At 72.6% G+C, this 13,375-nt stretch carries 12 protein-coding genes; 7 read left to right on the forward strand and 5 right to left on the reverse strand.

What is annotated here, in order from left to right:
* Positions 1-9: 9 nt before the first annotated feature.
* A complete protein-coding gene (locus ACIOWN_RS01490) occupies positions 10-240 on the forward strand; it encodes a hypothetical protein (RefSeq protein ID WP_326802230.1) in 231 nt (76 codons plus the stop codon).
* A 178-nt stretch (positions 241-418) separates the two neighbouring features.
* Here ACIOWN_RS01490 and ACIOWN_RS01495 read toward each other — a convergent pair whose 3' ends face one another.
* Positions 419-1,018 carry a hypothetical protein gene (locus tag ACIOWN_RS01495; protein WP_362347666.1) on the reverse strand — a complete coding sequence of 200 codons (600 nt, stop codon included), beginning with the start codon at positions 1,016-1,018 and terminating at the stop codon, positions 419-421.
* A gap of 106 nt (positions 1,019-1,124) precedes the next feature.
* Here ACIOWN_RS01495 and npdG point away from each other — a divergent pair, with 106 nt between their 5' ends.
* Together npdG and ACIOWN_RS01505 are read left to right on the forward strand one after the other, a co-directional pair.
* Positions 1,125-1,829 carry an NADPH-dependent F420 reductase gene (gene npdG / locus ACIOWN_RS01500; protein ID WP_401979675.1) on the forward strand — a complete coding sequence of 235 codons (705 nt, stop codon included), beginning with the start codon at positions 1,125-1,127 and terminating at the stop codon, positions 1,827-1,829.
* 54 nt (positions 1,830-1,883) lie between these two features.
* On the forward strand, positions 1,884-2,069 hold the full coding sequence (locus tag ACIOWN_RS01505) for a hypothetical protein (protein ID WP_362347669.1): 186 nt from the start codon (positions 1,884-1,886) through the stop codon (positions 2,067-2,069).
* On the opposite strand, the gene ACIOWN_RS01510 is transcribed toward ACIOWN_RS01505, so the two are convergent.
* Complete coding sequence (locus tag ACIOWN_RS01510) at positions 2,059-2,868, reverse strand: site-2 protease family protein (protein WP_401979678.1); 810 nt, start codon at positions 2,866-2,868, stop codon at positions 2,059-2,061. The genes ACIOWN_RS01505 and ACIOWN_RS01510 overlap by 11 nt on opposite strands.
* A gap of 153 nt (positions 2,869-3,021) precedes the next feature.
* Here ACIOWN_RS01510 and ACIOWN_RS01515 point away from each other — a divergent pair, with 153 nt between their 5' ends.
* The gene (locus tag ACIOWN_RS01515; protein ID WP_401980229.1) at positions 3,022-6,597 is read left to right on the forward strand and encodes an AfsR/SARP family transcriptional regulator; all 3,576 of its coding nucleotides are present in this window, start codon (positions 3,022-3,024) and stop codon (positions 6,595-6,597) included.
* 23 nt (positions 6,598-6,620) lie between these two features.
* Here ACIOWN_RS01515 and ACIOWN_RS01520 read toward each other — a convergent pair whose 3' ends face one another.
* The 3 genes from ACIOWN_RS01520 to panB all read right to left on the reverse strand — a co-directional run bounded on the left by ACIOWN_RS01520 (position 6,621) and on the right by panB (position 9,568).
* On the reverse strand, positions 6,621-7,451 hold the full coding sequence (locus tag ACIOWN_RS01520) for an ABC transporter permease (protein ID WP_401979680.1): 831 nt from the start codon (positions 7,449-7,451) through the stop codon (positions 6,621-6,623).
* Complete coding sequence (locus ACIOWN_RS01525; RefSeq protein WP_362347675.1) at positions 7,448-8,473, reverse strand: ATP-binding cassette domain-containing protein; 1,026 nt, start codon at positions 8,471-8,473, stop codon at positions 7,448-7,450. Before ACIOWN_RS01525 ends, ACIOWN_RS01520 begins: the two co-directional genes overlap by 4 nt.
* 228 nt (positions 8,474-8,701) lie before the next feature.
* A complete protein-coding gene (panB, locus tag ACIOWN_RS01530) occupies positions 8,702-9,568 on the reverse strand; it encodes a 3-methyl-2-oxobutanoate hydroxymethyltransferase (protein ID WP_362347677.1) in 867 nt (288 codons plus the stop codon).
* Between the two features lie 191 nt (positions 9,569-9,759).
* Here panB and ACIOWN_RS01535 point away from each other — a divergent pair, with 191 nt between their 5' ends.
* The 3 genes from ACIOWN_RS01535 to ACIOWN_RS01545 all read left to right on the forward strand — a co-directional run bounded on the left by ACIOWN_RS01535 (position 9,760) and on the right by ACIOWN_RS01545 (position 13,339).
* Positions 9,760-11,358 carry an MFS transporter gene (locus ACIOWN_RS01535; protein ID WP_401979683.1) on the forward strand — a complete coding sequence of 533 codons (1,599 nt, stop codon included), beginning with the start codon at positions 9,760-9,762 and terminating at the stop codon, positions 11,356-11,358.
* A gap of 122 nt (positions 11,359-11,480) precedes the next feature.
* Positions 11,481-12,107, forward strand: coding sequence for a TetR/AcrR family transcriptional regulator (locus ACIOWN_RS01540; RefSeq protein ID WP_362347680.1), 627 nt, complete (start codon positions 11,481-11,483; stop codon positions 12,105-12,107).
* 176 nt (positions 12,108-12,283) lie between these two features.
* Entirely contained in the window at positions 12,284-13,339 is a 1,056-nt protein-coding gene (locus tag ACIOWN_RS01545; RefSeq protein ID WP_401979685.1) for an endonuclease/exonuclease/phosphatase family protein, read from the forward strand.
* Positions 13,340-13,375: the final 36 nt, after the last annotated feature.

Consider the following 13,375-nt stretch of genomic DNA (forward strand, 5'->3'; position numbering starts at 1 on the left):
GAGCTGGTCATGGCCCTGTTCAAGAAGCGGACCGCAGGAAAGCCGGGCGAGTGGTACTACTGCCTGGAGCACAAGAAGGTCGAGGAGGGGCCCGAGTGCCCCGCCAAGGACCGGTTCGGCCCGTACACCTCCCGCGAGGAGGCCCAGCACGCGATGGACACCGCCCGCGAACGCAACCTCGAGTGGGAGAACGACCCCCGCTGGCACGACGCCCCGACGGGCGGCACCGAGGAGGGCTGAACAGCCCCGAAGGCGCCGCTCACGCCGATCACGCGGCCGCGCGCACGGCGGCGGCTCGCTCGCTGGTCGAACGAGCCGCTCGAGCCGGGAATCCCCCTGCCCAGGCTGTGGGAGAGGTCAGGAAGGGCCGCCGTCGGCAGGCGCGGCGCCGGCGGCGACCGGTTCTCCGTGCGCCCCGCTACCAGCGCGGCGGTGGCGGGGCCGTCAGGAGGTCCGTCAGTCGGGACAGGCGGTCCCGGAGGCGGCCGCGGCCGCGCTGGGCCGGCAGCGGGTTCTCCCCGGCCGCCGCGCTCACCAGGTGCTGCACGGTGTCCAGGTCCAGTTCGGATCCGGGCGGCACCGCCAGCGTCTCGTGCGCCATCGCCTCCAGCTCGCCCCCGCCCGGGCCCAGCGCCAGCACCGTCGCTCCGGCCCGCCGGGCCTCGTGCACCCGCTCCAGGAGCGGGGCGGGCTCCTCGGGGGCCACCACGAGCAGCGTCTCGCCGCGCCGGGCCGCCGCCAGCCGCCCCAGGCCCACGGCCAGATGCGCCCGGTCCGAAGGGCGCGGGGCGTGCCGTACCAGCGTCGGGGCCAGCTCCGGGGTGCCCGACCAGGCGGCCTCGTCCACCAGGTGGGCCGCCAGGTGCCAGGGCTCGTCCTGCGGGGTGCCCACGAGCAGCAGCCCGCCCCCGTGCGACACCACGGACCCCCGCAGCACCCCCGCGAAGCGCCGGGTGGCCCCCAGCCACTCGGTCCCGGCGAGCACCTCGCGCAGCAGCGCGACCCGTACGGCGTCCATACGCGCGCATCCTGCCGCAAGCGGGTACGGGCGGGGCGGACTTCGACCGGCGTTCGCCCTTCCGGGGGACCCGGCGGAGGCGGGGCCGCGGACGTAGAGTCGGCCCATGACCTCTAGCGACAGTGCACACAAGGCCCCCGCCAAGGACCCCTGGGACCTCCCCGACGTCTCCGGGCTGGTCGTGGGCGTGCTCGGGGGAACCGGCCCGCAGGGCAAGGGCCTGGCCTACCGGCTCGCCCGCGCCGGGCAGAAGGTGATCATCGGCTCGCGCGCGGCCGAACGGGCCCGGGCGGCGGCCGAGGAGACCGGGCACGGCGTCGAGGGCGCCGACAACGCCGAGACCGCGCGCCGCAGCGACATCGTGATCGTCGCCGTGCCGTGGGAGGGCCACGGCAAGACCCTCGACGCCCTGCGCGAGGAGCTGGCCGGCAAGCTCGTCGTGGACTGCGTCAACCCGCTCGGCTTCGACAAGAAGGGCGCCTACGCGCTCGTGCCGGAGGAGGGCAGCGCCGCCGAGCAGGCCGCGGCCCTGCTGCCGGACTCACGGGTGACGGCGGCCTTCCACCACCTGTCGGCCGTCCTCCTCCAGGACCCCGGGACCGAGCGGATCGACACCGACGTGATGGTCCTCGGCGAGGAGCGCGCCGACGTGGAGATCGTCCAGGCGCTGGCCGGCCGCATCCCCGGCATGCGGGGCGTCTTCGCGGGCCGGCTGCGCAACGCCCACCAGGTGGAGTCGCTGGTCGCGAACCTGATCTCGGTCAACCGCCGCTACAAGGCGCACGCGGGGCTCCGGATCACGGACGTATGAGTCCATGGGGGACACTGGTGGCCGTAGCAGTGTCCCCCGACAGGAGCCGACCCCATGCCTCGCCTCGCCCTCTACGCCCTGATCGTCTGCCTGCTGTCCGTGGCCGCGGCCGTCGTCTCCTTCGTCCAGGGCAGCTGGCTCGGGGTGGTGTGGATCCTGCTGGCCGGACTGTCGTCCAACATGACCTGGTACTACGCCCGCCGCGGCCGGACGGGTCAGGACAGCTCCGTCACCGGCTGACCGGGCAGAACTCGCTGGTGCCCTGCCAGAAGCGGTACAGCTCGTGACCGCAGTACTGGTCGAGGGGGCCGACGCCGAGGTGACGCAGCAGCGTGTGGATCACGTCGAAGAACGCGATGTTGAGCGAGGGCACCCACAGCAGCGCGAAGACGAAGATCAGGCCGAACGGTGCGAACGGCTCCACCTGGCGCTTGATCTTGTGCGACAACCAGGGTTCGATCACGCCGTAGCCGTCCAGGCCCGGGACCGGCAGGAAGTTCAGGATCGCGGCCGTCACCTGCAGCAGCGCGAGGAAGGCCAGGGCGAACCGGAAGCCGCTGGGCACGCCGTCCAGCGCGTGCGACCAGAACGGTGCCGTGCACACCGCCGCGAACAGCACGTTCGTCAGCGGTCCCGCCGCCGAGACCAGGCTGTGCCGCCAGCGGCCCCGGATCCGGCCGCGCTCGATGAACACCGCGCCGCCGGGCAGCCCGATCCCGCCCATGACCAGGAACAGCAGCGGAAGCAGGATGCTCAGCACGGCGTGCGTATAGGCGAGAGGGTTGAGGCTCAAGTACCCCTTCTCTCCCACTGTGATGTCGCCGCTGTGCAGGGCGGTGCGAGCATGGGCGTACTCATGAAGACAAAGTGAGACCACCCAGGCCGCGGTCACGAACACGAACACCGCCAGACCCGGCCGGGCCGGAATCGGTGCGAAACCGGTCCAGGCCGCCCAGCCCCCGACCGCAGTGACGGCCAGGATGCCGAGGAAGACGGGGCTGATCCGGCGGTCGCCGCGGCGGGTGGTGACGGACGTCATGGGGGACGGCTCCTGTGCTCGTACGGTTCGTGCGGCGAGCCCGACCGTACCGGGCACACGGGCGGAACGTCCCGTCCGGGGCCACGGGTTCCCGCATCGCCCGCGCGCCGCGCCGCCGAAATCCCGTGACCGTCCGTGAGACCACCGGAGACAATGGACCCCGTGCGCTATCGCATCCTCGGCACCACCCAGGCACTCCGCCCCGACGGCACCGTCGTCCCGCTCGGCGGGGCACGGCTGCGTGCCCTGCTGACCGTGCTCGCCCTGCGCCCCGGCCGTACGGTCCCGGTGCGCGCCCTCGTCGACGAGGTGTGGGACGGCGAGCCGCCCGCCGACGCCACCGGCGCGCTCCAGGCCCTGGTCGGGCGGCTGCGCCGGACGCTCGGCGCGGACGCGGTGGCCTCGGCCGAGGGCGGCTACCGGCTCGCCGCCGCGACCGACGACGTCGACCTGCACCGCTTCGAGCGGCTGGCCGGGGAGGGCGTGCGCGCGCTGGGCGACGGCGACCCCGCGAAGGCGGCCGCCGTCCTCGACGACGCCCTCGCGCTGTGGCGCGGCCCCGCCCTCGCCGACCTGCCCGACCGCACCGCCGAGGCGGCCCGCTGGGATACCCGTCACCTGGACGTGCGCCGCGCCCGCCTCAGCGCCGCCCTCGCCCTCGGGCACGCCGAGCGGAGCCTGCCCGAGCTGACCGCGCTGTGCGAGACGCACCCCCTGGACGAACCGCTCCAGACCCTCCGCCTGCGCGCCCTGCGCGACGCGGGCCGCACCGCCGAGGCCCTGGCCGCTTACGAGGACGTACGCCGGCTGCTGGCCGACCGCCTCGGCTCCGACCCCGGCCCGGAACTGCGCGCGCTGCACGCGGAGCTGCTGCGGCCCACCGGCGGGACGCGGCCGGCGCACGGGCCGGTCGCGGGCGCTGGGGGCTGGGCCGCTGAGCCCGGTCCCGGTGCGGTGTCCGGCCCGGTCGCGGGCGGCGGGGCCCGGACCGCTGAGCCCGGTTCCGGCGCGGCGTCCGGTCCGGGTGTGGCCGGGACCGCTGTGTCTGGTCCCGGCGCGGCGTCCGGGCCGCGTGCCGCGGGGCAGGCCGCCGTCCCCTCGGCGGTGTTCTCCCGCGGTGCTCCCTCGGCGGTACCCCTCGCCGGGTCCGCCGCCGGCGTCCCGGACGCTGCCGCGGGCGAGGAGGTGGGCCCCGGTACGCCCGATGCCCGGCCCCCGAGCAACCTCCGCGCCCGGATCACCTCCTTCGTGGGCCGCGAGGCCGACATCGGGACGATCCGGGCCGACCTGGACGCCGCGCGTCTCGTGACGCTGCTCGGGCCGGGCGGGGCGGGGAAGACCCGGCTGTCGCAGGAGGCCGCCGAGGCCGTGCGGCCGGTGCCGCCGGACGGCGTGTGGCTGGCCGAGCTCGCGCCCGTCGACGACGCCGAGGCCGTGCCCGGGGCCGTGCTCACGGCCGTCGGCGCCCGCGAGACCGTGCTGTACGGCGCCGGTGCCGAGGAGATGCGGGCCGCGGTCGCCGACCGGCACAACGACCCCGTCGAGCGGCTGGTCGAGCACTGCGCCCGGCGCCGCATGCTGCTCCTGCTCGACAACTGCGAGCACGTCGTCGACGCGGCGGCCCGTCTCGTCGAGGAGCTGCTGGCGCGCTGCCCGCACCTCACCGTCCTCGCCACCAGCCGGGAACCCCTCGGCATACCCGGCGAGGTGCTGCGGCCGGTGGAGCCCCTGCCCGACCCGGTGGCGCTGCGGCTGCTCGCCGAACGCGGGGCCGCCGTACGGCCCGGCTTCCGCACCGACGCCGACCAGGAGACCGCGGACGCCTGCGCCGAGATCTGCCGGCGCCTGGACGGGCTGCCGCTGGCCATCGAACTCGCCGCCGCCCGGCTGCGGATGCTCACCCCGCGGCAGATCGCCGACCGGCTCGACGACCGCTTCCGCCTGCTCACCTCGGGCAGCCGTACCGTCCTGCCCCGCCAGCAGACCCTGCGCGCCGTCGTCGACTGGTCCTGGGACCTGCTCGACGCCGACGAACGGTACGTGCTGAGCAGGCTGTCCGTCTTCGCCGGCGGCTGCGACCTCGCCGCCGCCGAGGCCGTGTGCGGCCCCGCCGCCTTCGATGCCCTCGCCTCCCTCGTCGACAAGTCCCTCGTGGTGGCCGCCCCCGCCGCCGACGGCGGGATGCGCTACCGGCTGCTGGAGACCGTCGCCGAGTACGCGCGGGAACGGCTCGACGAGACCGGCGGCCGCACCGCCACCGAGCGCGCCCACCTGACGCACTACCGCGAACTGGCTCGCACCACCGAGCCGTTGATGCGCGGCTCCAGCCAGCGTGCGGCGATGGCCAGGATCGAGCTGGAGTACGAGAACCTGCGCACGGCGCTGCGTCACGCCGTCGCCGCACGCGACGAGCAGGAGGGCCTGTGCCTGATCCTCTCGCTCGCCAATTACTGGCAGATGCGCGACATGCGCCTCGAGGCCCGCAACTGGTGCGGCGAGTTCATGGAGTTCGGCCCCGACCCCTTCACCGAGCCGGTCCGGCCCGCCGAACCCGTCTGGCAGCGGTGCACGGACGCCCCGCCCCCGATGACCGGCGAGGTGCTCGCCGAGGCCCGACGGGGTCTGCACCTGGTCCGTCTCTCCTGCATGGACACCGAGTTGGAGGCCTGGGAGTCGCCCGAGGCGAAACGGAAACTGCGGCTCATCACCCAGGTCTACCAGCCCGGCCAGCCGCAGCTCTGCCGCAGTCCCGGCATGCTCTGGATGTTCGCGGTGATGCTGACCGGCGAGGTGAAACGCCTGCTCGAGGTCACCGACGCCGCCGTACGCACCTGCCGCGAGACCCCGGGATTCGAGTGGGAGCTGGCCCACGCCCTCCAGTGGCGCGCCAACCTGCTGGCCAACCGGACCGACTGGGCCGGGGACGCCGGCCGGGACGCCGACGAGTCGCTGGAGATCTTCCGCCGTCTCGACGACGCCTGGGGTACCGCCGAGGCGCTCTCCGCACGCGCGGAGGCCCATGAGCGCACCGGCGCCTACCTGTCGGCCGCGGCCGACTACCGGTCGGCCATCGACCACGCCGAACGCCTCGGCGCGGCCGCCCAGGTCACCGTCCTCACCGCCCGGCTGGGCAGCGCGCTGATGGAGGCGGGCGACACCGAAGAGGGCGAACGGCTGCTGTGGGAGGTCGTCGAGCAGAGCCGGAACAGCCACAACGAGGCCATGCCCCCCGCCCGCCTCTACCTCGCCGGCCGACTGGGCATGACCGGACGCATCCCCGAGGCGCGCGAACAACTGCGGTTGCTGCGCGAGGAGTTCGGCATCTCGCACTTCGTCGTCTTCGACGCCTTCATCCTCGGCGCCGAGGCCTGGGTCGACGCGGTCGACGGCCTGTACGAGGACGCCCTGGACAAGATCCGCCGGGCCCTCCAGCGCGCCCAGGACCCGCTGTCCGAGGCCATCGCGCCCCATATGCCCTCGGCGTACCTGACCATCGCCGCCACGGCCCTGGCCGGCGTGGACGGCGGCCGCCGGGCCCGGGACGCCGTCCGCTGCCTCGGCGCCGCCGACGCCCTGCTGCCGCCCCGCCACGTCGCCTCGTCCATGGAGCGCCACGTCCGCGACGGGGTCGTCGCGCGCACCAGGGAACTGCTCGGCGACGAGGCGTACGAGGCCGCGTACGCGGAGGGCGGCGGCCTCTCCCCGCAGGAGGCCGCCGCCCTGATCTGAGCCGGCGGCGCGGCGCCGTACGGTCAGCTCTTGGTGCGGAACTTGTGGATGGCGATCGGCGCCATCACCACCGTGATCCCGGCCGACCAGGCCAGCGTCAACCACAGGCTGTGCGCCACCGGGCCGCCCACCATCAGCCCGCGGGCGCTGTCCGCGAGGGCGGACAGCGGGTTGTACTCGGTGAAGTTCCGCAGCCAGCCCGGCATCGTCCCGGGCGGCGCGAAGATGGACGAGCCGAACTGCAGCGGCATCAGCACCAGGAAGCCCATCGCCTGCACGGACTGCGCGTTCTTCATCACCACACCGAGCGTGAGGAACACCCACATCAGAGCCGAGCCGAACACCGCCGACAGCCCCACGGCGGCGAACAGGCCGGGCCAGTTCTCGATCTCGAAGCCCACGAGGACCCCGACGACCAGCAGGACCGTCGTCGCGATCATCATCCGCAGCAGCTCCACCGAGATCTTGGCGAACAGCACCGAGCCGCGCCCGATCGGCAGGGACCGGAAGCGGTCCATGACACCGGAGTTGAAGTCCTGGTTGAAGCCGGTGCCCACGCTCTGAGCCAGGTTCATGCCCATCATGGCCATCAGACCGGGCACGATGTACTGCACGTACTGCTGCTGCCCGCCGCCCAGCGACTGCCCGATCGAGCCGCCGAAGACGTACACGAACAGCAGCGTGAAGATCACCGGGAACAGGATCGCGTCGAACATCGACTCCGGGTCCTGCCGGATCCACAGCAGGTTGCGGCGGACCAGCGCGCCGGTGTGCCGCAGATGGCTGCGCAGCGGGATCCGGGCGTCGGCCTTGAGGCCGGGGGAGCCCAGGGGGGGCGTGGTGACGGCGCTCATACGGCGACCTCTTCGCGGGTTTCGGCGGGCACGGTGTCCTGCGGGGCACTGGCGCGGTGGCCGGTGAGGGACAGGAACACCTCGTCCAGGCTGGGCAGTTCGGTGGTGATGGAGGCGATCGTGATACCGCGCGCGGTGACCGCGCCGACCACGGCGGTCAACTGCTCGTCGCTGAGGATCGGCACGAGCAGGGAACCGGTCTCGCGGTCGACGCTCGTCGCGGCGAGCCCGGTGATGCCCAGTTCGTCGAGCATCCCGGCCAGCGGTCCGAGCTCCAGCGGATCGACCGGTTTCACGCGCAGGGTGCGCCCGCCGACCTTCGCCTTCAGCTCCTCGATGCCGCCGTTCGCGATGACCTTGCCGCGGTCGACGACGGTCAGCTCGGAGGCGAGCTGCTCGGCCTCCTCCATGTACTGCGTGGTCAGCAGGACGGTGACCCCGTCGCCGACCATCGTCTTGACCTCGTCCCACACCTCGTTGCGGGTACGGGGGTCGAGGCCCGTGGTCGGCTCGTCCAGGAACAGGACGCTCGGCCGCCCGATCATCGAGGCGGCGAGGTCGAGCCGCCGCCGCATGCCGCCGGAGTAGGTGCGGGCCGGCCGCCGCGCGGCCTCGGTGAGCGAGAACCGCTCCAGCAGCTCGTCGGCGCGGGCGCGGGCCTCCTTGCGGGGCAGGTCGAGCAGCCGGCCGATCAGGTAGAGGTTCTCCCAGCCGGGGAGCTTCTCGTCCACGGAGGCGTACTGCCCGGTCAGCCCGATCACCCGGCGCAGCTGCCGGGGCTGCCGTGCCACGTCGTAGCCCGCCACGGTGGCCTGTCCCGCGTCCGGGGCGAGCAGCGTGGACAGGATGCGTACGAGGGTGGTCTTGCCGGCTCCGTTCGGCCCGAGCACGCCCATCACGGTGCCCTCGCGCACGTCCAGGTCCACGCCGTCCAGTGCCTTGGTCTCGCCGTAGTGCTTGACCAGCCCCCGCACGGTCACGGCGTTCGGCACGCCGCCGGGGTTGTCGTCGATTCGCGTCATGCCCCGAACGGTGCCATCCACCACTGACAAACCGCCGACATCCCGCCGACATCCCACCGACAGCCCGGTGATCCGGCCGGCGAGCACCGCAACCATCAATTGAGGAACCACGACGGCGAGCGACCACCTCCGCGAGAGCGGCGCCGGTTCAGGCGCAAAAACCAGCAGCCCCGCCGACGGGGGAAGATCGGCGGGGCTGCCCTGGTACCGCGATGGCTCAACCGGAGGTCAGTGCACCGAGTGCTCCTCCAGCGGGAACGTCCCGCCCACCACGTCCTCGGCGAACGCCTTGGCCGCGCCGCCGATGACCTCCCGCAGATCGGCGTACTTCTTGACGAACTTGGGCACGCGCCCGCCGGTCAGTCCGAGCATGTCGGTCCACACCAGCACCTGGGCGTCCGTGTCGGGACCGGCGCCGATGCCGACGGTCGGGATGTGCAGCACCCGTGTCACCTCGGCGGCCAGTTCGGCCGGCACCAGCTCCAGGACCACCGCGAACGCGCCCGCGTCCTGAACGGCCTTGGCGTCCCGCAGCAGTTGCTGCGCCGCCTCCTCGCCGCGGCCCTGGACGCGGTAGCCCATGGCGTTGACGGACTGCGGGGTCAGGCCGATGTGGGCCATGACCGGGATGCCGGACTCCACCAGGAGCCGGATCTGCTCGTGCGACCGCTCGCCGCCCTCCAGCTTCACGGCGCCGACGCCCGCCTCCTTCACCAGCCGGGTCGCCGAGCGCAGCGCCTGCACCGGACCCTCCTGGTAGGAGCCGAAGGGGAGGTCGCCGACGATCAGGGCGCGCTTCGTGCCGCGGACGACCGCGGCCGACAGCATCGTCATCTCGTCGAGCGTCACGGGCACGGTCGTCTCGTAGCCGAGGTGGCAGTTGCCCGCGGAGTCGCCGACCAGCATCACCGGGATGCCGGCCTCGTCGAAGACGGACGCGGTCATCGCGTCGTAGGCGGTGAGCATGGGCCACTTCTCGCCGCGTTCCTTGGCGAGGGAGATGTCGCGAACAGTGATGCGGCGAGTGCCCTTCCCCCCGTACAGCGCCTTGCTGCCGTCGGAGGGCTTGTTGTGGGCAGCCGAAAGCTGCGTCATGACAACGGCTCCTTCAGTCATCTCGGGGCGCCCTGACGGCGTCCCCGGATCCCTCCCATGGTGGCACCTCGTGCCGGAGGCGGCCAGAGGAGCCCCGTGTGCGCAACGTCTCGGCACGCGAGTCGTAAGATCTGGGTAAAGGATTGCGATACGAGACGGTCTCGTATCGGAAGTGCCCTAGGCTCGCCGGCATGACTACTCCTGCCGACCGCGCCGTCGACGGCCCCCGGGTTCCGGAGGCGGTGCACCGCCGACGCTGGGCGATTCTCGGCGCGTTGATGCTGAGCCTGCTGATAGTGGTGCTCGACAACTCGATCCTGAACGTCGCGATCAAGACCATCTCGACCCCCGCCCCGACGGGCCTGGGCGCCACGCAGAGCGAGCTGGAGTGGGCGATCAACGCCTACACGCTCGTCTTCGCGGGCCTGTTGTTCACCGCGGGCCTCGTCGGTGACCGCATCGGGCGCAAGAAGGTGCTGATCGGCGGCCTCATCGTGTTCGGCGCCAGTTCCGCGCTGGCAGCCGAGTCCGGCTCGCCCGCCCAACTCATCGCCTTCCGAGCCCTGATGGCCGTCGGTGCCGCCTTCGTCATGCCGGCCACCCTCGCCGTCCTGATGAACGTCTTCGAGCGCGACGAGCAGCCCAAGGCCATCGGCATCTGGGCCGGCGGCGTCGGCCTGGCCATCGCCATCGGCCCGATCACCGGCGGTCTGCTCCTGGACCACTTCTGGTGGGGCTCGGTCTTCCTGGTCAACGTTCCCATCGTCGTCGTCGCGGTCGCGCTGATGCTGTGGCTGGTGCCCGACTCCCGCGACCCGCGGCCCGGCCGCCTCGACCCGATCGGTGTCGTCCTGTCCGTCGTCGGCCTGGTCCTGCTCGTCTACGGCATCATCAAGGGCGGCGAACTCGCCGACTTCACCGAAACGACCGTGCTGTCGACGATCGTGGCGGGCCTGCTCGTCCTCGCGGCCTTCGTGGTGTTCGAAAAGCGCAGCGACCACCCGTCCCTGGACGTCACGTACTTCAAGAACAAGGTCTTCTCGGCCGCCATGACCGCCATCGCGCTGGTCTTCTTCGCGCTGATGGGCGTGACGTTCTTCGGCATCTTCTACACCCAGAGCGTGCGCGGCTACTCGCCGCTGCAGTCCGGTGTGCTGATGCTGCCGCTGGCCGTCGCACAGCTGATCTTCGCGCCGCGGGCCCGGCTGGTCGTCGACCGCTTCGGCAACAAGGCCACCACCACGGGCGGACTGGTCCTGCTCGCCGCCATGCTGGCCGCCTTCGCCGGCTTCGAGGCCGACACGCCGATCTGGCTGCTGGAGGTCGTCTTCTTCCTCATGGGCACCGGCATGGCGCACATCATGACGCCGACCAGCGTCGTCATCATGCAGGCCCTGCCCCGCGAGAAGGCCGGCTCGGCCTCCGCGCTCAGCAACACCTTCCGTCAGGTCGGCGGGGCCCTCGGCATCGCCGTCCTCGGCTCGGTGCTCTCGACGGCGTACCGCAACGACATCGAGGGCAAGCTCGGCCTGCTCCCGCCCGGGCTGCGCGACAAGGCGGCCGAGTCCATCGAGGCCACCCTCGGCGTCGCGGCCAAGCTCGGCCCGCAGGGCAAGGGCCTGATAGAGCCGGCCAACCACGCCTTCCTGCACGCCATGCACGTCACCTCGCTGTGCGGGGCCGCGGTCGCGCTCGTCGGCGCGGTCGTGGTGGCCCTGTTCCTGCCCGGCAGGCAGCCGGTGCCGCAGAAGGGTGAGGAAGAGGAGAAGGTGGTGGCGGCGGTGGAGTAGCCGGGATATGACGGGGGCACGCGGCGACGGGGGACTGCCGGCCGGAGGCGGCCGTCGGTGGGTCGGACCCACCGGCGAGCCGCCCGATGGACAATCTCCTGTGCGACGAAAGGACGGCCCACGTGAGCCTTGCCGACAGCCACACCGCTGCCGACGCCCCCGTGCGGGGGCGCCCCCGCAGCGAAGCGGTGGAACACGCCATTCTGGAGGGCGTGATGAAGCTGCTGGAGGACGGTGTGCCGCTGGCCGAACTCTCCATCGAGCGCATCGCCCGCACCGCGGGCGTCGGCAAGGCCACCATCTACCGGCGCTGGAGCGGCAAGGAGGAGCTGTTCGTCGACGTCGTACGCGCCGCCGAGCCCCCCGACCCCGAATTGCCGGGCACCTCCATGCGCGACGACCTCGTGGCCATCCTCGAACAGCTGCGCCGCCGCGGCCTGGTGAGCCGCAGCTCGCTCATCCTGCACAACGTCTACGCGCAGATGAAGAGCAGCCCGAAGATCTGGTGCGCCTACCACGCGACCGTCGTCGAGCCGCGGCGCAGGCTCCAGGTGGAGGTCCTGCGCCGCGGGCAGCGCGACGGCGAACTGCGCCGGGACATCGACGTCGAGGTACTCGTCGACCTCTTCGTCGGACCCATGCTGGTGCGCAGCGTGATGCGCCCCGACGCCGACCTGCCCGAGGGCCTGTCGGAGCAGATAGTGGACTCGTTGCTCGAAGGGCTACGGCCCGTCAGTTCCCCGCGCTGATGTGCGCGTTTCGTCACAGACCGGGCCGTGGGCGGCGCAAGCGGAACTCCGCGCACCGACTTGTTCGTCCTCCTGCCCGTACGGCCGTCGAGGACGGCGGGAACGGTGCCGATCATCCCCTAGGGTCGTAGAACGCGGGGGTGAACGGTGTGCACGGCAGGCAGTGAGGCGACGGTATGGCGCGACAGGCGTACGTGACGCAGACGGCGGGCGGTTCGGGGCCCGGGCGCCGGGGAGGCCGGCTGCGGCGCCTGGCGCACGGCCTCGCCGACGGCCGGCGCGGCGACGCGGGGATCTGGCGCCGGGGCCTCCTTCTCGCCGCGTTCGCGGTCGCCCTCGCCCTGGTGATGCTGATGCACGCGCAGATCCCCAACCGGATCGGCAACCTCGGCAGCCTCATCGAGACCTTCCTGCCGTGGGCGGGCCTGTTCGTGCCGGTGCTGCTGGTCCTGGCCCTGGTGCGCAGGTCGCCGATCGCGCTGATCGCCGTGCTGCTGCCCGGGATCGTCTGGTTCCACCAGTTCGGCGGCCTGCTCACCGACAAGACGGGCATCGGCGGCGAGCTGATGGTCGCCACGCACAACGTCAACGCCGACAACCCCGACCCGTCCGGCACCGCCCGGGAACTGGCCGCCTCCGGGGCCCAGGTGCTCGCCCTGGAGGAGCTGAAGACCTCCGTGCTCCCCGTCTACGAGCGGACGCTCGCCCCGCAGTACCGGTACCACTCGGTGCAGGGCACGGTCGGGCTGTGGAGCAAGTACCCGATCAGCGGCGTCCGCGCCGTCGACATCAAGCTGGGCTGGACGCGCGCCATGCGCGCCAGCGTGGCCGCGCCCGAGGGGCCCGTCGCGGTGTACGTCGCCCACATGCCCTCGGTGCGGGTGAAGCTGAACGCCGGGTTCACCGCCGCGCAGCGCGACGAGAGCGCGGACGCGCTGGGCGAGGCGATCGCCGATGAGCAACTGCCCAGGGTGGTCCTGCTCGGCGATCTGAACGGCACCATGAACGACCGCTCGCTCAACGCCGTCACCTCCCAGATGCGTTCCACCCAGGGCGCCGCGGGCAGCGGCTTCGGGTTCAGCTGGCCGGCGTCGCTCCCGATGGCGCGGATCGACCAGATCATGGTCAGGGGAGTGGAGCCGGTGAGCTCCTGGACCCTGTCGCGCACGGGCAGCGACCATCTGCCGATCGCAGCGCGGGTGAACGTCACCGCATCGGAAACCGGGTCGTAACCTGCTGGAATACTGGGCCTGAGAGGCTTTGTTCCG

The sequence above is a fragment of the Streptomyces sp. NPDC087787 genome (genome assembly GCF_044743035.1).
Taxonomy (GTDB): domain Bacteria; phylum Actinomycetota; class Actinomycetes; order Streptomycetales; family Streptomycetaceae; genus Streptomyces.

Coding starts and splice junctions, on each gene's coding strand:
- ACIOWN_RS01490 (WP_326802230.1), top strand. CDS start 10: ATGGCCCTGTTCAAGAAGCGGACCGCAGGAAAGCCGGGCGAGTGGTAC.
- ACIOWN_RS01495 (WP_362347666.1), bottom strand. CDS start 1,018: ATGGACGCCGTACGGGTCGCGCTGCTGCGCGAGGTGCTCGCCGGGACC.
- npdG (WP_401979675.1), top strand. CDS start 1,125: ATGACCTCTAGCGACAGTGCACACAAGGCCCCCGCCAAGGACCCCTGG.
- ACIOWN_RS01505 (WP_362347669.1), top strand. CDS start 1,884: ATGCCTCGCCTCGCCCTCTACGCCCTGATCGTCTGCCTGCTGTCCGTG.
- ACIOWN_RS01510 (WP_401979678.1), bottom strand. CDS start 2,868: ATGACGTCCGTCACCACCCGCCGCGGCGACCGCCGGATCAGCCCCGTC.
- ACIOWN_RS01515 (WP_401980229.1), top strand. CDS start 3,022: ATGGACCCCGTGCGCTATCGCATCCTCGGCACCACCCAGGCACTCCGC.
- ACIOWN_RS01520 (WP_401979680.1), bottom strand. CDS start 7,451: ATGAGCGCCGTCACCACGCCCCCCCTGGGCTCCCCCGGCCTCAAGGCC.
- ACIOWN_RS01525 (WP_362347675.1), bottom strand. CDS start 8,473: ATGACGCGAATCGACGACAACCCCGGCGGCGTGCCGAACGCCGTGACC.
- panB (WP_362347677.1), bottom strand. CDS start 9,568: ATGACGCAGCTTTCGGCTGCCCACAACAAGCCCTCCGACGGCAGCAAG.
- ACIOWN_RS01535 (WP_401979683.1), top strand. CDS start 9,760: ATGACTACTCCTGCCGACCGCGCCGTCGACGGCCCCCGGGTTCCGGAG.
- ACIOWN_RS01545 (WP_401979685.1), top strand. CDS start 12,284: ATGGCGCGACAGGCGTACGTGACGCAGACGGCGGGCGGTTCGGGGCCC.